At 74.4% G+C, this 20,103-nt stretch carries 19 protein-coding genes; 10 read left to right on the top strand and 9 right to left on the bottom strand.

All coding sequences use genetic code 11. The features are described 5' to 3' along the window. Positions 1 to 126 precede the first annotated feature (126 nt). Positions 127 to 2,316 carry an MMPL family transporter gene (locus ACFV61_RS14225; protein ID WP_380429041.1) on the bottom strand — a complete coding sequence of 730 codons (2,190 nt, stop codon included), beginning with the start codon at positions 2,314 to 2,316 and terminating at the stop codon, positions 127 to 129. Positions 2,317 to 2,731: 415 nt separating this feature from the next. Between ACFV61_RS14225 and ACFV61_RS14220 the strand changes: the two genes are divergently transcribed. The 4 genes from ACFV61_RS14220 (at position 2,732) to ACFV61_RS14205 (ending at position 7,172) form a co-directional block, all read left to right on the top strand. After that, positions 2,732 to 3,856 (top strand): DegT/DnrJ/EryC1/StrS family aminotransferase, encoded by a 1,125-nt coding sequence (locus ACFV61_RS14220; RefSeq protein WP_380429044.1) that lies wholly within the window; start codon positions 2,732 to 2,734, stop codon positions 3,854 to 3,856. A gap of 96 nt (positions 3,857 to 3,952) precedes the next feature. Further along, a complete protein-coding gene (locus ACFV61_RS14215) occupies positions 3,953 to 4,897 on the top strand; it encodes an NAD(P)-dependent oxidoreductase (RefSeq protein WP_063350681.1) in 945 nt (314 codons plus the stop codon). Between the two features lie 12 nt (positions 4,898 to 4,909). Next, on the top strand, positions 4,910 to 5,989 hold the full coding sequence (locus ACFV61_RS14210) for a hypothetical protein (protein WP_380491852.1): 1,080 nt from the start codon (positions 4,910 to 4,912) through the stop codon (positions 5,987 to 5,989). A gap of 253 nt (positions 5,990 to 6,242) precedes the next feature. After that, a complete protein-coding gene (locus ACFV61_RS14205; RefSeq protein ID WP_380491850.1) occupies positions 6,243 to 7,172 on the top strand; it encodes an excalibur calcium-binding domain-containing protein in 930 nt (309 codons plus the stop codon). 92 nt (positions 7,173 to 7,264) lie between these two features. On the opposite strand, the gene ACFV61_RS14200 is transcribed toward ACFV61_RS14205, so the two are convergent. The 4 genes from ACFV61_RS14200 to ACFV61_RS14185 form a co-directional block, all read right to left on the bottom strand. Beyond that, complete coding sequence (locus ACFV61_RS14200; RefSeq protein ID WP_380491848.1) at positions 7,265 to 8,002, bottom strand: polysaccharide deacetylase family protein; 738 nt, start codon at positions 8,000 to 8,002, stop codon at positions 7,265 to 7,267. Between the two features lie 5 nt (positions 8,003 to 8,007). After that, on the bottom strand, positions 8,008 to 8,739 hold the full coding sequence (locus ACFV61_RS14195) for an SDR family NAD(P)-dependent oxidoreductase (protein ID WP_380491846.1): 732 nt from the start codon (positions 8,737 to 8,739) through the stop codon (positions 8,008 to 8,010). A 192-nt stretch (positions 8,740 to 8,931) separates the two neighbouring features. Continuing rightward, a complete protein-coding gene (locus tag ACFV61_RS14190) occupies positions 8,932 to 9,858 on the bottom strand; it encodes a hypothetical protein (RefSeq protein ID WP_380491845.1) in 927 nt (308 codons plus the stop codon). A 102-nt stretch (positions 9,859 to 9,960) separates the two neighbouring features. Continuing rightward, positions 9,961 to 10,764: an SAM-dependent methyltransferase gene (locus tag ACFV61_RS14185; protein ID WP_380343185.1), complete on the bottom strand. Its 804-nt coding sequence runs from the start codon at positions 10,762 to 10,764 to the stop codon at positions 9,961 to 9,963. A 223-nt stretch (positions 10,765 to 10,987) separates the two neighbouring features. On the opposite strand from ACFV61_RS14185, the gene ACFV61_RS14180 reads away from it, so the two are divergent. Both ACFV61_RS14180 and ACFV61_RS14175 read left to right on the top strand, forming a co-directional pair. Then, positions 10,988 to 11,662, top strand: a complete 675-nt coding sequence (locus ACFV61_RS14180) for an RNA polymerase sigma factor (RefSeq protein WP_063350675.1) — start codon at positions 10,988 to 10,990, stop codon at positions 11,660 to 11,662. A gap of 86 nt (positions 11,663 to 11,748) precedes the next feature. After that, a complete protein-coding gene (locus ACFV61_RS14175; RefSeq protein WP_380491843.1) occupies positions 11,749 to 12,396 on the top strand; it encodes a hypothetical protein in 648 nt (215 codons plus the stop codon). 30 nt (positions 12,397 to 12,426) lie between these two features. On the opposite strand, the gene ACFV61_RS14170 is transcribed toward ACFV61_RS14175, so the two are convergent. From ACFV61_RS14170 to ACFV61_RS14155, 4 genes are all read right to left on the bottom strand, one after another. Next, the gene (locus ACFV61_RS14170) at positions 12,427 to 14,157 is read right to left on the bottom strand and encodes a condensation domain-containing protein (RefSeq protein WP_380491841.1); all 1,731 of its coding nucleotides are present in this window, start codon (positions 14,155 to 14,157) and stop codon (positions 12,427 to 12,429) included. 158 nt (positions 14,158 to 14,315) lie between these two features. Further along, positions 14,316 to 15,095: a hypothetical protein gene (locus tag ACFV61_RS14165; RefSeq protein ID WP_380491839.1), complete on the bottom strand. Its 780-nt coding sequence runs from the start codon at positions 15,093 to 15,095 to the stop codon at positions 14,316 to 14,318. A 4-nt stretch (positions 15,096 to 15,099) separates the two neighbouring features. Next, positions 15,100 to 15,390: a phosphopantetheine-binding protein gene (locus ACFV61_RS14160; protein WP_079136143.1), complete on the bottom strand. Its 291-nt coding sequence runs from the start codon at positions 15,388 to 15,390 to the stop codon at positions 15,100 to 15,102. 69 nt (positions 15,391 to 15,459) lie between these two features. Further along, on the bottom strand, positions 15,460 to 16,392 hold the full coding sequence (locus ACFV61_RS14155) for a 3-oxoacyl-[acyl-carrier-protein] synthase III C-terminal domain-containing protein (RefSeq protein ID WP_363582555.1): 933 nt from the start codon (positions 16,390 to 16,392) through the stop codon (positions 15,460 to 15,462). A 145-nt stretch (positions 16,393 to 16,537) separates the two neighbouring features. Between ACFV61_RS14155 and ACFV61_RS14150 the strand changes: the two genes are divergently transcribed. From ACFV61_RS14150 to ACFV61_RS14135, 4 genes are all read left to right on the top strand, one after another. Then, positions 16,538 to 16,861 carry a hypothetical protein gene (locus ACFV61_RS14150; protein WP_159398581.1) on the top strand — a complete coding sequence of 108 codons (324 nt, stop codon included), beginning with the start codon at positions 16,538 to 16,540 and terminating at the stop codon, positions 16,859 to 16,861. Continuing rightward, the gene (locus ACFV61_RS14145; protein ID WP_380491837.1) at positions 16,858 to 18,051 is read left to right on the top strand and encodes a glycosyltransferase; all 1,194 of its coding nucleotides are present in this window, start codon (positions 16,858 to 16,860) and stop codon (positions 18,049 to 18,051) included. Before ACFV61_RS14150 ends, ACFV61_RS14145 begins: the two co-directional genes overlap by 4 nt. A gap of 146 nt (positions 18,052 to 18,197) precedes the next feature. Next, the gene (locus tag ACFV61_RS14140; RefSeq protein ID WP_063350668.1) at positions 18,198 to 19,172 is read left to right on the top strand and encodes an ATP-binding cassette domain-containing protein; all 975 of its coding nucleotides are present in this window, start codon (positions 18,198 to 18,200) and stop codon (positions 19,170 to 19,172) included. Positions 19,173 to 19,194: 22 nt separating this feature from the next. After that, complete coding sequence (locus ACFV61_RS14135; protein ID WP_380491835.1) at positions 19,195 to 19,959, top strand: ABC transporter permease; 765 nt, start codon at positions 19,195 to 19,197, stop codon at positions 19,957 to 19,959. Positions 19,960 to 20,103 lie beyond the last annotated feature (144 nt).

Here is a 20,103-nt window from a genome sequence, read left to right as displayed (position 1 = left end):
GCGGCCACCCAGACCGCCCCGGTAAGGGTAGGGATGGAACCTTTGACCGGGCCGGGGCCCGCCCCGTGTAGGGGGCCGGGCCCCGGCTGGTCCGCAGGGGGGTCGACGGGGGCTTGAAGACACGCCCTAGACGCCGACGGACTCCCGGACCGGGGCCGGTTCGGGGGCGGCGGTCTGCAGCTTGCTGCCCTCGACGTCGATGTCCGGTATCAGCCGGTCCAGCCAGCGCGGCAGCCACCAGGCGCGGCGGCCGAGCAGGGCCAGGACGGCCGGGACGATGGCCATCCGGACCACGAAGGCGTCGAAGGCGACGGCCGCGGCGAGGCCCAGGCCCATCATCTTGATCATCGGTTCGCCCATGCCGATGAAGCCCGCGAAGACGGCGATCATGATGAACGCGGCGGCGGTGACCACCCGGGCGTTGTGCCGGAAGCCGGTGACGATGGCCTCGTCGGGCTGCTCGCCGTGGACGAAGCCCTCGCGGATCCGGGTGACCAGGAACACCTCGTAGTCCATGGCGAGGCCGAAGACCACGCCGACCATGAAGATCGGCATCATGCTCATCACCGGGCCGGTCTGTTCGACGCCGATCAGGTTGGCCAGCCAGCCCCACTGGAAGACCGCGACGACCGCGCCGAGCGCGGCGGCCACCGAGAGCAGGAAGCCGAGCGCCGCCTTCAGCGGGACGAGCACCGAGCGGAACACCACCAGCAGCAGGACGACGGCGAGGCCGACGACCACCGCGAGGTAGGGCACCAGCGCGTCGGTGAGCTTCTGCGAGACGTCGATGTTCATCGCCGTCGTGCCGCTGACCAGGACCGTCGCCCCGGTGGTCGTCTTGAGGCCGGCGGCGTGGCCGCGGATCGCCTGGACCAGGTCCTTGGTCTCCGCAGCGCTCGGACCGGTGGACGGGACGGCGTTCAGCAGGGCGGTGTCCCCCGCCTTGTTGAACATCGGCGGGGTGACGGAGACCACGCCGGGCAGCCCGGAGACCGTCTTGGCGACCTCGCTCGCGGCGGCCTTCGGATCGGGCGTGCCCTTGACGTCCACCATGACGGTCAGCGGCCCGTTGAAGCCGGGGCCGAAGCCCTCGGACAGCAGGTCGTAGGCGCGGCGCTGGGTGGTGGAGGTCGGCTTGGACTCGTCCCCGGGCAGGCCGAGCCGCAGGTCGAGCGCCGGGGCGGCGAGCACCCCGAGGCCGATCACGCCGCCGAGCAGCACCGCGAGCGGGCGGCGCAGCACGAACTTGGCCCAGCGGGAGCCGCCGTTCTCCTTCTTCGGCTGGACGGTGCCCTTGCGGGCCTTGCGGGGCAGCACCCGGCGGCCGATGAAGCCGAGCAGCGCGGGGACCAGGGTGAGCGCGACCAGGACGGCGATGACCACCGTGCCGGCCGCGGCCATGCCCATCTTGGCGAGCATCGGGATGCCGACCACCGAGAGCCCGGCCAGGGCGATCACCACGGTGAGTCCGGCGAACACCACGGCGGAGCCGGCGGTGCCGACGGCCCGGCCGGCCGCCTCCTGCGGGGTGTGGCCCTCGGCGAGCTCGGCCCGGAAGCGGGAGACGATGAACACGGCGTAGTCGATGCCGACCGCGAGGCCCAGCATCATCGCGAGCGTGCTGGTAGTGGAGGACAGGCCGAGCGTGCTGCCCAGCCCGGTGATCAGGGCCATGCCGAGGCCGACCCCGATCACGGCGGTGAGCAGCGGCAGGCCCGCGGCCACGAGTGAGCCGAAGGTGATCACCAGGACGACCGCGGACAGCGCCATGCCGATCATCTCGCTGCTGCCGCCGGCCTCGGGCTTGGCCATCAGCGCGTTGCCGCCGACCTCGACCTTGAGCCCGGCGTCCCGCCCGTGCTGGGCGGCCTGTTCGAGGGCGTCGGTGGCGCCCTTGGACAGCTCGCCCGCCTTGACGGAGTAGCTGACGGTCGCGTACGCGGTGGTGCCGTCCTTGGAGACGGTGTTGGCCTTGAACGGGCTGACCGCGCCGGTGACCTCGTCGGCGTGGGCGAGCTCGGCGACCGTCCGCTCCACCGCCTGCTGGTTGGGCTCGGCGGTGATCTTCTGCCCGGACGGGGCGACGAACACCAGGCGGGCCGAGGCGCCGTCGGCGTGGCCGCCGGGGAAGCGCTCGTTCATCAGGTCGAAGGCCTTCTGCGCCTCCGTACCGGGCATCGCGAAGCCGTCGTCGGGTGCGGCGGGCGCCTTGGCCGCCAGGACTCCGCAGACCGCCAGCACGGCGACCCAGAGCAGGGTCACCAGCCGGCGTCGGACGAAGGCCCAGCGGCCCAGGCGGTACAGGAACGTGGCCACGGAAGAGTGGACTCCTTCGGATCTCGGTCAGCGTGCGCACCGCGGCCGCCCCGACGCCTTTCGGCGCGGACCGCCCGCAGCATGGCCCATCCTTGATCGCCGGCCCCTCCTCCGTCGTCGTCCCTGCGCAGGCCGTTTGCGTACTGCGGACGCAGTACGGCCCCTCCCCGGACGGCGGAAGCGCATCAGCTGTGGCGGGAGCAGTCGGGCGCACTCCCGGCGGCGGCGACGGAGCGCTGACGGGGGCAGCGGCAGCGCGGCGACGGGGCCGGGCGCCGTCACCCGGGCGGGCGGCGACGACGGGCCGCGGCCCGGCGGGCGAAGTAGCGTGATGTGCCAGGCCCGACCCTTTTCCTGTGGTTCGGGCCCATCTGACCCGATCGGTGCTGACCCCAGCCCGCCGCCGGAGGTGCCCATGGGCGTTCCAGCCGCCCGCATCGTGTTCGACGAATCCGACCGCGCGGCCGTCGCCGAGGCGGTGATGGAGATGCTCACCACCGGCGCCCTCACCCTGGGCCCGTGGACCGAGCGCTTCGAGCAGGCCTTCGCCGCCGAGCACGGCGCCTCGCACGCCGTTGCGGTGAGCAGCGGCACCGCGGCGCTGGAGGTGATCCTGCGCACGGTCGACGTCCGGGGCCGCGACGTCGTCGTGCCGGCCGTCACCTTCTACGCGACCGCCGGCGCCGTCCTGCACGCCGGCGGGCGCCCGGTGATCGCCGATGTCGACCCGGCCACCCTGGCGCTCTCCCCCGAGACGCTGGAGGCGGCCCTCACCCCGGATACCGCAGCCGTCGTACTCGTCCACATCGGCGGACTGATCACCCCGCGGGTCGAGGAGCTGCGCGCGCTCTGCGACCGGCACGGCGTCCCGCTGGTCGAGGACGCCGCACACGCCCACGGCAGCAGCCTCGACGGGCGCAGCGCCGGGACGTTCGGCCTGGCCGGGGCCTTCTCGTTCTACCCGACCAAGGTCACCACCAGCGGCGAGGGCGGCCTGGTCCTCACCGAGTCGCCCGAGCTGCGCGACGAGGCCCGCACCTACCGCGACCAGGGCAAGGGCTCCTTCACCACCAACCACCACGTCCGGCTCGGCCACGCCTGGCGGATGAGCGAGCTCAGCGCGGCCGTCGGCGCCGTGCACCTGCGCCGCCTCAAGGAGTTCATCGAGACCCGCCGGGCCGTCGCCCGCCGCTACGACGAGGCGCTGGCCGGGCTCGACGGCCTGGAGCCGGTGCTCGAACCGCCCGGCTGCCGCGGCAACTACTACAAGTACGTGGCGCTGCTGCCGCCCGGGGTGGAGCGCGCCGCGTTCAAGCGGGCGGTCGCCGAGGACTACGGCGTGCGGCTGTCCGGCGAGGTGTACGACCTGCCGCTGCACCTGCAACCCGTCCTCGCCCCCTACCGGCGCGGGCCGCTGCCGGTCGCCGAGGACGTCTGCGCGCGGCAGGTGTGCCTGCCGGTGCACTCCGACATGACCGGGGACGAGACCGAGCAGGTCATCGAGGCCGTCTCGGCGGTGCACCGGAGACTCGCCGGATAGCCGGGGCGGGGTCGACCCGACCAGGCGGGCGCGCCGAGGCGCTCGACACGGAGTTCGAGAAGGCGCTCGACACGGAGCCCGACAAGGAGAGAGATCGTGCGGATAGCCGTCACCGGGGGATGTGGATTCATCGGGTCACACGTCGTGGACCACCTGCTCGCGGCCGGCCACGACGTCCTCGCGGTGGACACCACCGACAAGTACCTCAACCCCGACGCCGAACACGCCCGGCTCGACATCCTCGACCTCGCGGCCCTCACCTCCGCGCTGGCCGGCAGTGAAGTGGTGTACCACCTCGCCGCGATGGCCGACGTCGAACAGGTCTCCGCCGACCCGGTGCGGGCCGTGCGGACCAACATCGACGGCACCGAGGCCGTCCTGGAGGCCGCCCGGCGCAGCGGGCTGAGCCGCACCGTGCTGGCGAGCACCGTCTGGGTCTACGGCGCCGCCCTCACCGACGATCAACTCGACGGCGGGGAGCAGGAGTTGGACGAACACGTGCCGATCGAGCTGGAACACAGCGGCCACCTCTACGTGGCCACCAAGCTCGCCGCCGAGATGCTGGTGCACAGCTACCGCGAGCTGTACGGACAGCACTTCACCATCCTGCGCTACGGCATCCCGTACGGGCCCCGGATGCGCGACGAACTGGTCGTCGCCCGGTTCGTCCAGGCCGCGCTCACCGGGCGGCCGATCACCATCGCCGGCGACGGGCGGCAGAGCCGCAACTTCGTCTACGTCGAGGACCTCGCCGACGCCCACGTCCGGGCCCTGTCCCCCGCCGCCGAGGACCAGACCTTCGCCCTGGAGGGCTCCACCGCCGTCTCGGTGCGCGACATCGCCGACACCGTCGACGACCTGCTGGGGCCGGTCTCGATCGAGCACATCGACGGCCGCAAGGCCGACTACACCGGGCGGCGGATCTCCTGCGCCCAGGCCAAGCGCCTACTCGGCTGGTCTCCGCACACCAACTTCGCGGACGGCGTACGGAGTTACGCCGACTGGTACCGGGCCGCCGCAGCCGCCTCCGCCGCCTCCTGAGCGGGCCGCCCGATGCCGCACGCCCTGCTCGTCTCCGGCTCCCTCGGCCAGGGCCACGACGTGATGGCCCAGGCCTGCGCCGACACCCTGCGGGCCCGCGGCTGGACCACCCACACGGTCGACGCGATGGCCCTGCTCGGGCAGCGCTCCGGCGCCGCCGGGGAGGCCGTGTTCCGGCGGCTGCTCGACCTGCCCGGCGTGTACGACGCCTTCCACTTCTCGGCGTTGCGGCCCGGCGCCCGGCTCGCGCTGCTCGCCGACGCGGCCGCCCGCAGCCGGCTCGTCCCGGCCCTGCGCCAACTGGTCGCGGCGCAGCGGCCGCAGCTGGTGGTCTCCGTGTTCGCCACCGCCACCTCGGCCGTCAACCGGCTGCCGCAACGGGACTTCCGGCACTTCGTGTTCTGCACCGACGTGACACCGCACCGGCTCTGGGTGCAGGAGGGCACCGACCTGTTCCTGGTCACCTCCGAGGTCGCCGCCTGCGCCGTGCGCCGCTACCGGCCGGACGCCGCCGTCACCGTCCTGCCCGCTCCGCTGCGGGAACCGTTCTACCGGCCGCCCGGCCGGGCCGAGGCGCGTGCCGAACTGGGCGTCCCGGCGGGCGGGCGGTGCGTGCTGCTGATGTCCGGCGCCTGGGGGCTCGGACCGCTCGCCCGCACCGCCGCCTCGCTCGCCGCCGCCGGTCCGCACGTGCTCGCCGTCGCCGGGCGCAACCGGGAGCTGGAACGGCGGCTGCGGGCCGCCGCCCGCCGGGAGCCGCGTCTGCACCCCTTCGGCTACACCGACCGGATCCCCGCCATGATGGCCGCCGCCGACCTCGTCGTCACCAGCTCCGGCGACACCTGTAGCGAGGCCCGCGCGCTCGGACGGCGACTGCTGCTGCTCGACGTCGTCCAGGGCCACGGCCGCGACAACCTCCAACACGAGCTGGAACTCGGCCACGCCGACGTCGCCTCCGCCCACCCCGCCGAGGTGGTCCGCAACGCCCTCGCCGCCCTCGCCCGCCCAGCGCCCGCCCCCTCCCCCGGCGCCACCCCGGAGCGCTGGCGCACCGGGTTCACCGCGGCCCTGGCACAGGTGGGGCTGGCGTAGCCGAGGGCCGGGGCGAGCAATACGGGAGTCCCGGCCGGGGTGGAGCCGTGCACCCGGGCGGGGGCCGGGGCCGGAGTTCGCTACCTGGCGCATACCTGTTCCATACGAGTCCTTTACACTCTCCGAAGCCTCCGGACGGCCCCGGACAGCGGCCTCGCCCGCCGGCAGCGGCGGCCGTCCAGCCCAGGCCGGAGCACCCACCCCGGGGTGCCGCTCTCCCCGGGGACACACTCCTGCTCGAAGGAACCCCCTCGTGACCCCCGACCCGCACCGGCCGCCCGGGCCCCAGGCCGTACCGCCCCGCACCACGGCCAACCGGCTCGTCCGAGCCGCCGCCCTGCTGTTCGTACCGCCGCTCGCCGCGATCTGGCTGTGGCGCTCCCGCCGCCTGCACGTCGCCGCCAAGGTGGCGCTGACCTTCTGCTGCCTGATCGGCTCGCTCTTCTGGTTGGGCGTCATCACGGGGCCGAAGCCGGAGAAGGCACAGCCGGTCGCGGCCCCGGCGACGACCGCCGCTCCGGCTCCGGCCGCTACGGCCACGGCTATGGCTACGACGGCCGACGCCGGGTCCCCGACGCCGACCCCGAGCGCGACTCCCACTCCCACTCCGAGCGCGACTCCGACTCCGAGCGCCGTGTCGGGTGTCATGCCCGACGTCGCCCAGCACACCGCCGGGGAGGCGCGTGCCCTGCTGGTGGCGGCCGGTGTCGCAGCCGACCGGATCCAGGAGCACAGCCGCTACCTGGACCTCGCGCTGCCCGCCGACCACGACGCCTGGGTGGTGTGCGCGAACGTGCTCCAGCCCGGGAGCAAGCTGTACCCGGCGGCCTCTCCCGCGCTCCAGCTGGTGAAGCCGGGGGCTTCGTGCCCGGCGGACCGGTACGCGGCGCTCTACGCGGACGAACGCAACGACCCGTCCAGCCCGAACCACCAGGGCAACGCCGGCGGCAGTTCCACTGGCGGGTCGTCGGGCGGAACGTCAGGCGGAACGTCAGGCTGGGGCTCGGACACGAACTCGGACGGGGCGTCGGGTGGCGGTTCCCAGGGCGGTGCCGGCGGCAGCGCCTACTACAAGAACTGCGACGCGGTGAAGGCCGCCGGCAAGGCCCCCCTGCACCGGGGCGACCCCGGGTACCGGTCCGGCCTGGACCGCGACAACGACGGCGTCGCCTGCGAACGCTAGAAGACGCCGAGCAACGCCACACGGCGAAGCCCCGCCTCGGTCGAGGCGGGGCTTCGCCGTCCGCCCGGCGCTCGGCGGCGGGCGCGATGCCGTCAGCCGCGGGCGGCCCCCGGGACGGCGTGGTCGCGGAGCGGGCCGAGGGTGAGGGAGTGGGCGCGGCAGTGGGCGGCGATCAGCGGAAGGGCGGCGAGGGTGGCCCGCCAGGAGTCGGGGGCGGAGGTGCAGTCGGAGTCGTGCAGGAGGAGGGTCGCGCCGCCGGTGAGGCCGGGGCGGGCGGTCGCGTAGACGGAGGCCCCGGTCGCCTCCGCCGTCCAGTCCCGGCCCCAGGCCGTCCACAGCACCGGGCGCAGGCCCAGCCGCCGGGCGGCCAGGGCCGGGCCCGCCGTCAGCACCCCGTACGGCGGGCGGTACCAGTGCGGGCGCACCCCGCACAGCGCGGTCACCGCCTCGGTCGCGCGGCGCAGTTCGCGCAGGTCACGGGCCGGGGCCGGGTACCACTGCGGCCGGTGGTGCCAGCCGTGGACGGCCACCTCGTGGCCGCGCAGCACCAGCTCCCGGCCGAGGGCGGGGGCGCGCTCCAGCATCGAACCCAGCAGGAAGAAGGTGGCCCGGACACCGCCCAGCGCGTCCAGCGCGTCCAGGATCTCCGGGGTGCTGCGCGGGTCGGGGCCGTCGTCGAAGGTCAGGGCGACGTGGTGCGGGTCGGCACCGAGGCCTGCGGTTCGACGGGCCAGCGTGCGGCGCAGTGTCGGGAGGCGCACCGCCGCCGGGGCCAGGTGCGCGAACTCCGCCGCGGCCGCCGCCGCGAGCACCCGGGTGGCGGTGTTCACCGGGCTCACCCGAAGCGGGAGGCCATGCGCCGGAACACGCCCGGCGCTACGCCGTGGATCCGGGCCGGGAAGCCGAGCCAGTGCGGCACGAAGAGCCGGTCACGCCCGGTGGTGATGGTCGCGACCACGGTGTCGGCGACCCGCTCCGCCGGCACGGGCCGTGGCCGCTCCCGCTGGTAGGGCGTGCCGCGCCGGTCGAAGAACGGGGTGTCCACCGGGCCCGGCAGCACCAGGCGCACCCCCACCCCGGTGCCGCGCAGCTCGTACCAGAGGCTCTCCGCGAACATCGCCAGCCCGCCCTTGGTCGCCGCGTACCCCGACTCGTCGCGCACGCCGACCTGGCCGGCCATCGAGCCGAGCAGCACGATCCGGCCCCGGCGGCGCTCCAGCATGCCCGGCAGGAGCAGGCGGACCAGCCGCAGCGGGGCGGCGAAGTTGACCTCGATCATCCGGTCCAGGACGTCCGAGGGGGTGTCCGCGAACGGTCCGCACCACCCCAGGCCCGCACTGGCGACCAGCGCGTCCACCCGGCCGGCCTCCGCGAGGGCCGCCTCCGCGAGCCGGCTCGGGCCGTCCGGTTTGCTCAGGTCCTCGGGCAGGACGCGGCCACCGGTCCGGGCGGCGACCTCGTCCAGGCGGGCGCCGTCCGTACCGGACAGCAGGGTCCGCCAGCCGGCGTCGGCCAGGCGGACGGCCGTGGCCAGGCCGATGCCGGAGGAGGCGCCGGTGACGAGCACGACCGGAGGGTCGGCGGTGCCCCGCCGCCCCCCGCACGAGCCGCCGGTCTCCCCCACGACCGCCGGGCCGCCGGGCCCCGGCCGTCGGGGGCCCGGCTGGGCTTCGTCCGCCATCGCGCACCTGCCGCTCCGTGGGCGTTCAACCGTCCGATTTGTCCGGCAAGTCACCTTCGCACGGCGGCGCCGCCCGGGCTACCGGGGCGGGACGGCCGGCTCGGACTCCGCCTCCGGACCCGGACCGGGTTCAGGGTCCCGGTCCGCCACGCCCGGCCGCGCACCGGCCACCTCCGCGGACTGCCCCTCCAACTCCCCGAACCTGGACAGCAGGAAGGTGCCGCCCACCGCCACCGCGAAGCCCGCCAGCGCGCACCACTCGAACCCCGGACGCGCCGCGTCGCCCAGCGCCGCCACGCCCACCAGCGCCGGACCGAAGGTCTCGGCAACCGTCCCGGCGGCGGTCGCGGCCGTGACCGTGCCGCGCTGCAGAGCCAGCGCGTACGCCAGGTAGCCGCCGAGGCCGCCCACCACGAGCGCGTACGCCGCCGGGTCGGTGAGGACGGTGACCAGGCTCGACGCGTCCATCACCCGCACCGCCAGGCTCGTCACCCCGAACCCCACCCCCGCCAGCAGCCCCAGCCCGGCCGCCGCCACGGTGCCGGCCCGGCGCACCAGGACGAGGGTCAGCAACAGCATCACGGCCGTCGTCGCGAGCAGCGCCCAGTGGAACAGCGGCGGGGCGTGCTCCCGGCCCTCCCGGCCCGACCCCGACGCCAGCAGCGTCAGGCCGACCACCACGGCGACGATTCCGACCGCGTCCCCCCGGCGCAGCCGTGCCCCGAGCAGCCGGACGGCGGCGAGCGCCGTCACGGCCAGGCTCGCATTGGTGACGGCCTGCACGAGGAACAGCGGCAGGCTGCGCAGCGCCACGATGCTCAGCGCGAAACCGACGATGTCCAGCACGGTGCCGAGCAGGAACTCCCACGAGCGCGCCAGCGCGGCCAGCAGCCCCGCCCGCACCCGGTCCGCCTGCGGCGCCGACCGCGCCCCACGCGCCTGGAACACCGCCCCGAACCCGAAGCACACGGTCGCGACCAAGGCGGTGGTGAGTCCCAGCAGCATGCCTCTCCCAGCCTCACGGGCAGCATCGATCCACCACCAGTCTGTCCCCGGGGCGGCGAGGCCGCACAGGTGGGGCGGGTAGGGGCGGCGAGGCCGGCGGGGTCAGGGTTTGAGGGCCACGGCCGCGTAGGCGGCGGCTTCGGGGGCGGTGGCCGGCGGGTCGGTGGGGGTGGGACGCCAGTGGGGGGTGGGGACGATGCCGGGGGCGATGAGGCTCCAGCCGTCGAAGAAGCGGGTGAACTCGGGGAGCGTGCGGGCCTGGGCGGCGGTGCCGGCGGATTCGTAGATCCGGACCAGGCCGGCGATCTCGGCCGGGGCGAAGTCGGGGGTGACGTGGGTCATCACCAGGGCGCTGCCGGGGGCGAGGGCCGCTTTGAGGTGCTCGACGAGCTCGTGGGCGCCGTGGGTGTCGGGGACGAAGTGCAGGAGGGCGTTGAGGGAGAGCGCGACGGGCCGGGTGAGGTCGATGGTGTCGCGCAGGCCGGGCGAGGCGAGGAGCCGGGCGGGGTCGGTGACGTCGGCCTCGACGTAGGCGGTGCGGCCTTCGGGGGTGCCGGTGAGCAGGGCCTGGGCGTGTGAGAGCACGATCGGGTCGTTGTCGGCGTAGACGACGCGGGCGCACGGTTCCACGCTCTGGGCGACCTCGTGGAGGTTGGGCGGGGTGGGGATGCCGGTGCCGATGTCGAGGAACTGGTCGATGCCGGCCCGGGCGAGGGCACGGGTGGAGCGGTGGACGAAGGACCGGTTGGCGCGGGCGGCGACGCGCAGCCAGGGTCCGAGGGCGAGGGCGTGCCCGGCGGCCTCGCGGTCGGCGGCGAAGTTGGTGAAGCCGCCGAGGTAGTAGTCGTACATCCGGGCCGAGTGCGGCATGTTGAGCCGCAGGTCGACTCCGTCGTAGAGGCTCATCGCGTTCCCCTTGGCGTCGCGGACACCTGTCGATTGGTGCCCACCGTATCCGGAGGTCAGGCGCGGTCCGCCGCATTCCAACCGGTCGACTGATCCGATGGGATGACAATCCGTATTCGGGATACGGCCTGGAGTGACGAGCCGGATGGACTGAGGATGGGCGCAGACAGCCCGACCCTCGAGTGGACCGCCGAGCTGCCGGCGGCCACGGAAAGCAGGCTCGATGACGATCGACAGGGGCGCCCCCGTGCGCGGGTACCGGGGAGGGCCCACGCTGGAGCGCGCCGACGGCCCGGAGTCGGACCGGGAGGCCGGTGGCGACCTCGGCCTGCGGCTGGACCTCACCTACGCGTCGTTCTGCGAGACCCATGAACCCGCCTGGCACGCCCTCGCGTTGACCAGGATAGGCGGCCAGGCGGACGCCGCGCTGGTGGTCGAGGCCGTGAAGGCGGACCTGGCCCGCTGCTGGCCGCAGGTGCTGCGGTTCGAGGAGCCGGCCGCGTACGCCTGGCGGTTGGCGAACCGGCACGTCTCGGACTGGATGTCCGCCGAGGAACCGGTGGCGGTGGAGGCCGTCACCTTCGCCGCGGTGATCGGCGCGTTCAAGCAGGTCGCGAACGGGCTGCTGCACAGCGAGGCGGACGAGGTGCGGCTGTACGCGGCGATCCTCGAACTCCCGGACCGGCAGCGGGATGTGATCATCCTGCGGTACCTGCTGGGCCTGCACGTCAAGGTGATCGCGGCCTACCTGGGGCGGCCGGTGGCGACGGTGCACTCCAACCTGCGGCACGCGCGGGAGCGGCTGGCGCGCCGGCTCGGGGTGGGCGAACTGCCGGACAGCTCGGGCGAACCGGCCGACCGCGCGGGTGAACTGCCGGACCGCGCGGGTCAGCTGTGACGCCCGGGCCGGAAGCCGACCCGCCCGACGGGGCGGGTACGAGCGGTGGGGCGGGTACGAGCGGTGGGGGGCGTGCGGTGGTTCACGTGCCCCGGCCGGAACGCGCGCACGCCGAGCGCATCGCAGCACTGCGCCAGGCCCGGCTCACGGCCGCGCCGACACACCTGCCGTCGGAGTTCGAGCAGGCCGCCTTCGAACTGGGCCTGGTGGTGGCCCTGGTGCTGGGCGCGCCGGACGCCTCCCGGGGGCTCGACCTCCTGGTGAACGCCCGCCGGATCCAGCCCGAGGGGGCGGAGGTGTTCGCCGCGCTGCTGTACGCGACCGGGCGGGAGGAGGGCGCCGAGTTCTGGTGGCGCTTCGCCGCCGGATCGGGCTGCGGCACGGCGGCGTACTGCCTGCACCTGCACCATCTGAAGCTCGGCGAGAACGACGACGCCGACTACTGGCGGGCCTGGTCAGACCAGCTGGCGGCGGCCGGACGCCCCTCCGGGCCGATGCCGTTGCGGATGACCAGGCCGCTGCTGCCGGACGACGTGCGGCGCGACATCCTGTCCCGGGTCCACCACGGGCTGGCGCCGCAACTGCCGCCGCGGCTGGTCGCGGCGATCGACCGGCTGCCGGTGCAGGGCGACGAGGACGAGGAGGAGGTGCCGAGCCCGTGGGGGCTCACCTCGGGGGCGACCTCGGTGTGTTCGTGGGACGTCCGGTGGGACGGCGAGGACCCGTTGGAGTGAGCCGACCGCGTCTGCCCGTCCTCCCCCCGTTCAGGTGAGCGCCGCCTGCCGGGCGGCGATGTCCGGGTCGCGGCCGCCGCCGGAGGTGACGGCCTCCGCCCCGGGGCCGGTGTGCCGGACGACGTAGTGGTGCGGCGCCATCGCCGTGTCGCGGCCGGGCAGGGCGGCGACCACCGCGTGGTGGGCGACGGCCGGGGTGAGTTCGTGGTCCGCGCTGGTCAGCCTGGCGGTCAGCCTTCCCTCGTCCAGCGCCAGTTCGATGTCCGCCCGCGCGCCGAGGGCGGCCTCCAGCAGGGCGCGGACGGCGGCCAGGTCGATCCAGGAGCCGTCGACCAGGTGCCACTCCCCGCTCCGGCCGGGGGTCGGCACGCCGCCGACGCCGGGCAGGGCGTCGAGCGGCACGGGCCCGCGGGCGGCGGCGGCGAGGACGGCGAGCAGCGCCTGCGCGAACCGGTCGGTCTCGTCCGGGTCCAGCACCTGCGGGCAGCTGATCAGGGCGAAGTCGAGGCTGCCGCTGATCCGCAGGATGGTGAACATCAGCCGGACCGGCAGCGGCGGGGCGGGCACCCGGGTCAGTTCGGGGTCGGCGGCCGCGGCGGGTTGGGCGTCGGCGACGGCCGCGGGGATGGTCAGGCTCAGGTCGTTGACCACGACATGCCGGGGGAAGCGGCTGCCGCGCAGGTGGGCGCAGTCCTCGATGAGCCGCCAGACCTGTTCGGCGTCCAGGGTGCTGTGCCAGTAGGCGCTCAGCGAGGCCGCCTTGGCCCGGCCGATCAGCTGGTCGAGGTCGGCCGCCCCGGTGTCGAGCCGGATCAGGGCGTCCTGCGCCAGGGTGCCGACGTGGTCGACCAGGGCGGCGCGCTGGCGGTTCGCGGAGAGCGCCGAGAGCGCCAGCTCGGGACGGCCGGACCGGTGCGTGACGAGCGCGGCGAAGGCGGCGAGCAGGACGACGGACGGGCTCGCGCCGGTGCGGCGGCAGACGGCGGCGAGGTCCTCGGCGGCGGTGCGGGAGCGGACCAGGACGGCCGAGTGGTCGCGCGGGGGGCCGGTGATCCGCGCGTCGGCGAACACCACCTGCGGGCCGGTGGCGAGGCTGCGGGCCCAGTACCGCAGGGCGGCGGCCGACTTGCGGCGGCCCTGCGCGCTCCGTTCCGCGTCCGCGATCCGCAGCGGGGTCGGGGCGGTGACCGGCGGGAGGTCCTTGCCGGCGGCGAGGTCCAGCCAGTCCTGGATCAGCAGCACGGTGGCGGCGCCGTCGGCGCCCGCGTGGCAGACCACCGCAACCAGCCGCAGCAGTTGCTCCCCGTCGGCGACGAGGGTGACGCGCAGCCGCGGGGCGGCGGCCAGGTCGAACGGAACGGCGACGTCGGCTCGGCCCAACTCCGCTGCGAACGCGTCCAGTTGGGTGCCGTCGCGATCGCCCGCCTCGATCACGGTGACGGTGAACCGGCCTTCCGGGTGCACCACTTGGCGCTCCGGGAAGCCGTCCGCGCCGGGGCCGGCGGGGAAGGAGGTGCGCAGCGACTCGTGCCGTTCGACGAGCCGGCGCAGGGCGGCCACCCCGGCCGACACCGAGGTGCCGTCCGGGACGGGCCAGAGCGAATCCTTGTTGATCTGCTCGGGGGCGTCACGCCCGATGCACCGGATCATGTTGTCCTGGCCGAGCGTGAGCGGCCCCGAACCGCCGGCCGCACCGTCGGCCGGGGCCGCGTACCGGACCTCGATCCGCCTACTGGTCTGTGTCTCGCCGTACGGGGTCACGTCGTACGCGCCTTTCGGCTCGCCGGGAAGGGTTCAGCGGGGGTGCGATCGGGACGCTACCAGCGACCTCGCACGCTGGTCCAGACCAATCGTCTACCAAACCGATGGTTCGCCAATTCCTGTGCGAGACAAGCGAGTTGGCATGAACCGAACCATGGCTACGGAAGGGTCAACGTGCTCAGCACGCCGAGCCGGCGGTCCAGGTCGGCGACCAGGACGGGGCGCCCCTGCGCCCGCCAGGCGGGCAGCTGCTCGGCGAGCTCCGCCCAGGCCCCGGTGAACGGCTGGGCGGCCGGGCTCTCGGCACCGGCCAGCCCGGGGCCGAGCACGAGCGCCGGGTCGGACCCCAGCCCGGCAGCCCGATCCCGCACCGCCGTGTCCGGCAGCCCGGCACCAGGCATCTGATGGATCGTCATATCAGGCCCGGGGGCCTCCTCGCAGACCAGCACCACCACGCCGTGCCGCTCCGGAAGCGACACCGGCGCGGCCGGCTCGTGGTGCAGCGCGGTCTGCTCGGCGAGCACCACGACCGCCCGACGGCAGGATCCGGTGCGGTGGTAGTCGACCGCGAGGCGCAGCGCGGTGAAGGCCGCGGCGACGCCCTGGTCGCAGACCGCGAAGGCGAGCGGCGTGCCCGGACAGGACCGGCTGAGCGCCAGCGAGGACGGCGCGCCCGGTCGGACGTCCGGGGTGTCGAAGGCCAGGATCAGCAGGTCGACGGGCTCGTCCTCGGCGAGCGCCTCGCGCAGCAGGTCGGCGGCCAGCTCCTCGTAGGAGTGGCCGACGCCCTCGCGCAGCAGGTCCTCGCGCAGCGGCAGGCCGTAGGGGCGGACGAGGTCGGAGACGAACACCCGCAGGTCCGGGTGGAGCGAGGCCTCCGAGCGCCCGTCGAAGCGCCGCGCGAGCACCCGGGTGATCCGCAGGCCGTGGTCGGCCACCTGGTCAGTCCTCGGGGATGACGTGTCCGGCGACGTAGTCGGCCAGCTTGGTGACCGAGCGCAGGTCGTCCTCGGTGATCTGCTCGACGTCCACCTGGATGTCGAGCGACTCCTCCAGCTCCAGGATGAGCTCGATGGTGCCGGCCGAGGTGAGGCCGAGGTCGTCGAAGAGGCAGGCGTTCTCGGGGATCTCGGGCAGTTCGCGCTTGAGGACGCGGGGCAGCAGTTCGCCGATGCCGGTGCGGATCCGCTCGCGCAGCTCGGGGTCAGTGGTCTGGACCACAGGTTCTGACATGGGTGTCCCGTCCCGTCGTACGTGGGAGAGTGGTCTGGCATGGGAAGGATGGACGAAGCCGACGCTTCGTCAGCAGCGGACCGCCATCGCGGAGAACGTGGCTCCGACACCGGCGGCGGCGATCAGGTAGTGGTCGCCGCGGCGCAGCAGCCCCCGCGTGGTGGCGGTGTGAAGATTGATGAGGCTGTCCGCAGCGAAACTGTGCCCCACCGACAGCACGTTGTCCAGCACCACCTTGTCGAGCGGATAGCCGATCCGGCGCGCTATCATCCGCCACGACGCCTGGTTGACGTTGTGCGGAAGCACCGCGGCCAGGTCGGAGAGGTCCAGACCTGCCTCGTCCAGGGCGGCCTCGATCGCCTCCACCATCACGTTCGGGTACTCGCGCTGGTAGCGGGCCAGGAGGTCCGCGTCCTCGGCCAGTCGGCCGTCGAACTCCGGGCGCTGGCGCACCGCGAAGGAGAGCACCCGGTGGCGCTCGCCGTCGGCGCTCACCAGACAGGCGGCCGCACCCTCGGCGAAGATACCCGTCTCGGGCACCACCTGGGCGTCCTTGGTGAAGGTCTTCTCGCCCGCCAGGATGAGCGCCAGCGCCCGCGGGTCGGGCTCGGCGGCGAGCAGCCGGCCGGCCAGGTCGATGGCCAGCAGGCCCACCGCGCACGCGTGGTGGGTCACCGTGAAGGCGTTGGCGTGCGCGAGGCCGCGCGGGGCGAGCAGGTCGTGCAGTGGGTTGAGCGGGTAGGGCACCGCCACCGGCATGCTGCGCGCGTGGATCACGAAGCGGACGTCCCGTTCGCGTCCGCGCAGCTCAGGCAGGTTGTCGAGGGCGGAGTCAAGCAGGTCGGGCAGCGTCCCGGACGGGTCCAGACGGAGCTGGTCCAGTCCGTGGAAGCGGCGGAAGAGTCGAAGTTGACGTGGGGTCAGGCCGATCCGCTCACCAACCGCCTCGATGGGCACGGCGTGCGGGGGGAGGTGAACGGCCACTGCCTCCAGTGCTGTCACGCGGGCTAGTATTCCGACGCCCGCCTGGTCGCACAAGTGATCTCGGGCCCCTTCACCGTCGCGTTCGTCTCCGAGGCCGCCGAATCCGCCTCCGGGGCGGGCGCGTTCACCCCCGTGCCGTCGAGCAGGTGGGAGACCCCCTTCGATGTCCGATGCCATTTCTCACACGTCGTCCGACCGTGAACCGCACCACCCCGCCGCGCCGTTGCACCCCGAGCTGGTCGCGCTGCTGGTCGAGGCCGCCGGGGCGCCCCCCGGCTGGGCCGACCGGCTGACCCCGGACGCCCGGCTGGACGGCGACCTGCTGCTCGACGAGGGCGAGCTGGCCGCGCTCGCCGGGCGCCTGCGCGAACGCTTCGGCCCGGCCGCCGACCTGGCCCGGCTGCGCGCCGGGCTGGACCTGGCCGCCCTGGAAGCGCTGACCGTCGCCGACCTGCAGAAACTGATCCCCGAGGAGGGTGCACGATGACCCGGTTCCTGCTGGTGATGCCCCCGTTGACCGGGCACGTCAATCCCGCGGCGGGCATCGCCGCCGAGTTGACCGCGCGCGGACACGACGTCGCCTGGACCGGCACCGAGTCGGTGCTGCGCCCGCTGCTCGGCCCCCAGGCCCAGGTGCTCGGCACCGGCACCCGGGCGTTCCGGGCGCAGGGCGGGCACGGGCTCGCCGCGCTGCGTTCGCTCTGGGAGGGCTTCATCGTCCCGTACGCGCGGTTCACCGCGAAGCCGCTGGACGCGATCGTGCGGGAGTTCCGGCCGGACGTCCTGCTCGTCGACCAGCACACCCCGGCGGGCGCACTGGCCGCCCACCGGCACGGCCTGCCGTGGGCGAGCTTCGCGCCCGGGGCGATGGAACTGGGCCGGCCGTACCGGGCACTGCCGCAGGTGGAGGCCTGGATGACCGGCCTGCTGCGCGGGTTGTGGGAGCGTGCCCGGCTGCCCGCGCAGGAGTACGTGGACCCGCGCTTCTCGCCCGCCCTGGTGCTGGCGACCACCGGCCCCGCGCTGACCGGTGACGACGCGCCGCCCCCGCACCACGCGCTGGTCGGGCCGGTCCAGTCCGCCCGGCCGGCCGACCCGGACTTCCCGTGGGAGCGGCTGCTGCCCGGGCGCCGGCGGGTGCTGGTCACCATGGGCACGCTGGCCGGCGAGCTGGGCGCGGACTTCCACGCGCGGGCCGCCCGGGCGCTGGAGCTGTGCGGCGACGACGTGCAGCCGGTGTTCGCCGCCCCGCGCGAGCTGCTGCCCGAACTGCCACCGCAGGCCGTCGCGGTGGACCGGGCGCCGGTGCTGGAGCTGATGGCGCGCGGCGCGCTGGACGCGGTGCTGTGCCACGGCGGGATGAACACCGTCGGCGAGGCCCTGACGCACGGCCTGCCGCTGGTCACCGCACCGATCCGGCACGACCAGCCGTTCGTCGCGGCGCAGGTGGCGGCGGCCGGGGCGGGGCTGCGGGTGCCGTTCGCCCGGGTGACGCCGGAGCGGCTGGCGCAGGCCCTGCGGGCCGTCCTGGACACGGCCGACTACCGGCACAACGCGGTTCGGGTCGGCGAGGCGCTGCGCGCGGGCGGCGGGGCGGCCGCGGCCGCGGACCGGCTGGAGGGCCTGGCGGCCCGAGCCGGGCGGGACTTCCGGCAGCCGCTACCGGGGTCCCTGTAGCAGACCGGAAGATCAACGTCCATTGGTCTAGGCCATTGTCTCCGGGCCGGGGTTCGCCCTAGGGTGGCGCCCAGCACCGCCTTCGCAGGTGCCGAGCACCGCCTTCCCAGGTGCCGTGGCAGCCCATCCCAGCACGGGAGTTCCGGTTGATCGAGACCACGGGACTGCGCAAGTCCTATCGCAAGAAGACCTCCCGCAAGAGCGGCGAGAACCCCACCGTCGACGCTGTGCGCGGCATCGACCTGTCCGTCGACGCGGGCGAGATCTACGGTTTCCTCGGGCCCAACGGCGCCGGGAAGACCACCACCCTGCGCATGCTGGCGACCCTGATCCGCCCGGACGGCGGTCAGGCCAGCATCGCCGGGGCCGATCTCTTCACCGACCCGGCCGGTGTACGCCGCCGGATCGGCTACGTCGCCCAGGGCGGCGGCACCACCGACACCGTCAGCGCCCGCGAGGAGCTGGTGCTCCAGGCCCGGATGTACGGCGCCGCCAAGGCGCAGGCCGTCCAGGCCGCCGAGGGCGCGCTCAAGGCCTTCGACCTGGCCGAATTCGGCGACCGCCCGTGCGCCACCTACTCCGGCGGCCAGCGCCGCCGGGTGGACATCGCGCTCGGCGTCATCCACGAGCCCCGGGTGCTGTTCCTGGACGAGCCCACGGTCGGGCTGGACCCGGCCAGCCGGGCGTACGTGTGGGAGGAGATCCGCCGGCTGCGCACCGAGGGCATGACCGTCGTCGTCACCACCCACTACCTCGACGAGGCCGACGCCCTGTGCGACCGGGTCGCGATCGTCGACCACGGCCAGGTGGTGGCCGAGGGCACGCCCGAGGTGCTCAAGCGCGAGATCTCCGGCGACGTCGTGCTGCTCGGACTGGAGCCCGGAGAGGGCGTCGCCGAGCGGGCCGCCGAGGTGCTGCGCCCGCAGCCCTACCTGCACCGGCTGGAGTTCAGCGGGGAGGACGGACTGCGGCTCTACCTGGAGGACGGCGCGGCGGCCATCCCGCAGCTGCTGCGCGCGCTGGACGGGGCGGGCGTGACACCCGGCACCGTCCAGCTCCAACGCCCCAGCCTGGACGACGTGTTCCTGGCCCGCACCGGCCGTTCGCTCCAGCAGTCCTGATCCGCCCACTCCTGGGGAGACCATGAAGCTCGCCCGCGACACCTGGCTGGTCTTCCAGCGCCAGGTGCTGCTGATGATCCGCACCCCGATCTGGATCGCCGTCGGGATCATCCAGCCCGTGCTCTACCTGCTGCTGTTCGCCCCGCTGCTGAAGAAGGTGCTCGTCCCCGGCGGTACCAGCAGTTACGCCGACACCTACCAGGTGTACGTGCCGGGCCTGCTGGCGGTGCTGTGCATCTTCGGCGGGCTGTTCACCGGCTTCAGCCTGCTCGGCGAGCTGAAGGCCGGCATCATCGAGCGCGCCCGGGTGACGCCGGTGAGCCGGCTGGCGCTGCTGCTCGGGCGGGCGCTGCGGGAGATGGTGGCGCTGCTGGTGCAGGCCATCCTGATCACCCTGATCGCGCTGCCGTTCGGGCTGCGGGTGAGCCCGCTGAACCTGCTGCTCGCCTACCTGCTGCTCGGGCTGCTGGCGCTGATGACCTCGGCGATCTCCTACGGCATCGCGCTGATGGTGCCGACGGACGCGGCGATGGCACCGGTGGTGAACACCCTCGCACAGCCGATCGCACTGCTCTCGGGGGTGCTGCTGCCGCTCACCCTGGCACCGCACTGGCTGCAGCAGACCGCCAAGTGGAACCCCTTCTACTGGGCGGTGGAGGGCATGCGCGCGCTGTTCTCCGGCCACCTCGGGGACAGTGCGGTGTGGCAGGGCCTGCTGGTCGTCGTGGTGATGACCGTGCTGTCGGTGTACTGGTCGGCCCGGTTGTTCTCCACCCGGGTGCGCTGAGACACAGCGCACGAGGATGGGACACATGCACGAGGAGGGGCCCGGGGCGCGCGCCCGGCCCCCCCCGCGGGGGGGGGCGGGGCGCCGGGAGCGAGACCCCCCCGGGCGCGTTAAGCCCCCCCCAAGGGCCCACCCCCGACCAAA

Origin of the sequence: Kitasatospora sp. NPDC059817, assembly GCF_042731835.1 — a bacterium.
In the GTDB taxonomy this organism is placed as follows: Bacteria; Actinomycetota; Actinomycetes; order Streptomycetales; family Streptomycetaceae; genus Kitasatospora.
The sequence above is the reverse complement of the archived record's forward strand: the minus strand, read 5'-3'. Positions and strand labels throughout refer to the sequence as shown.

What these genes read in the sequence shown, in the direction of transcription:
- ACFV61_RS14220 (WP_380429044.1), top strand. Translation starts at nt 2,732, where the DNA reads ATGGGCGTTCCAGCCGCCCGCATCGTGTTCGACGAATCCGACCGCGCG.
- ACFV61_RS14210 (WP_380491852.1), top strand. Translation starts at nt 4,910, where the DNA reads ATGCCGCACGCCCTGCTCGTCTCCGGCTCCCTCGGCCAGGGCCACGAC.
- ACFV61_RS14190 (WP_380491845.1), bottom strand. Translation starts at nt 9,858, where the DNA reads ATGCTGCTGGGACTCACCACCGCCTTGGTCGCGACCGTGTGCTTCGGG.
- ACFV61_RS14185 (WP_380343185.1), bottom strand. Translation starts at nt 10,764, where the DNA reads ATGAGCCTCTACGACGGAGTCGACCTGCGGCTCAACATGCCGCACTCG.
- ACFV61_RS14180 (WP_063350675.1), top strand. Translation starts at nt 10,988, where the DNA reads ATGACGATCGACAGGGGCGCCCCCGTGCGCGGGTACCGGGGAGGGCCC.
- ACFV61_RS14160 (WP_079136143.1), bottom strand. Translation starts at nt 15,390, where the DNA reads ATGTCAGAACCTGTGGTCCAGACCACTGACCCCGAGCTGCGCGAGCGG.
- ACFV61_RS14150 (WP_159398581.1), top strand. Translation starts at nt 16,538, where the DNA reads ATGTCCGATGCCATTTCTCACACGTCGTCCGACCGTGAACCGCACCAC.
- ACFV61_RS14145 (WP_380491837.1), top strand. Translation starts at nt 16,858, where the DNA reads ATGACCCGGTTCCTGCTGGTGATGCCCCCGTTGACCGGGCACGTCAAT.
- ACFV61_RS14135 (WP_380491835.1), top strand. Translation starts at nt 19,195, where the DNA reads ATGAAGCTCGCCCGCGACACCTGGCTGGTCTTCCAGCGCCAGGTGCTG.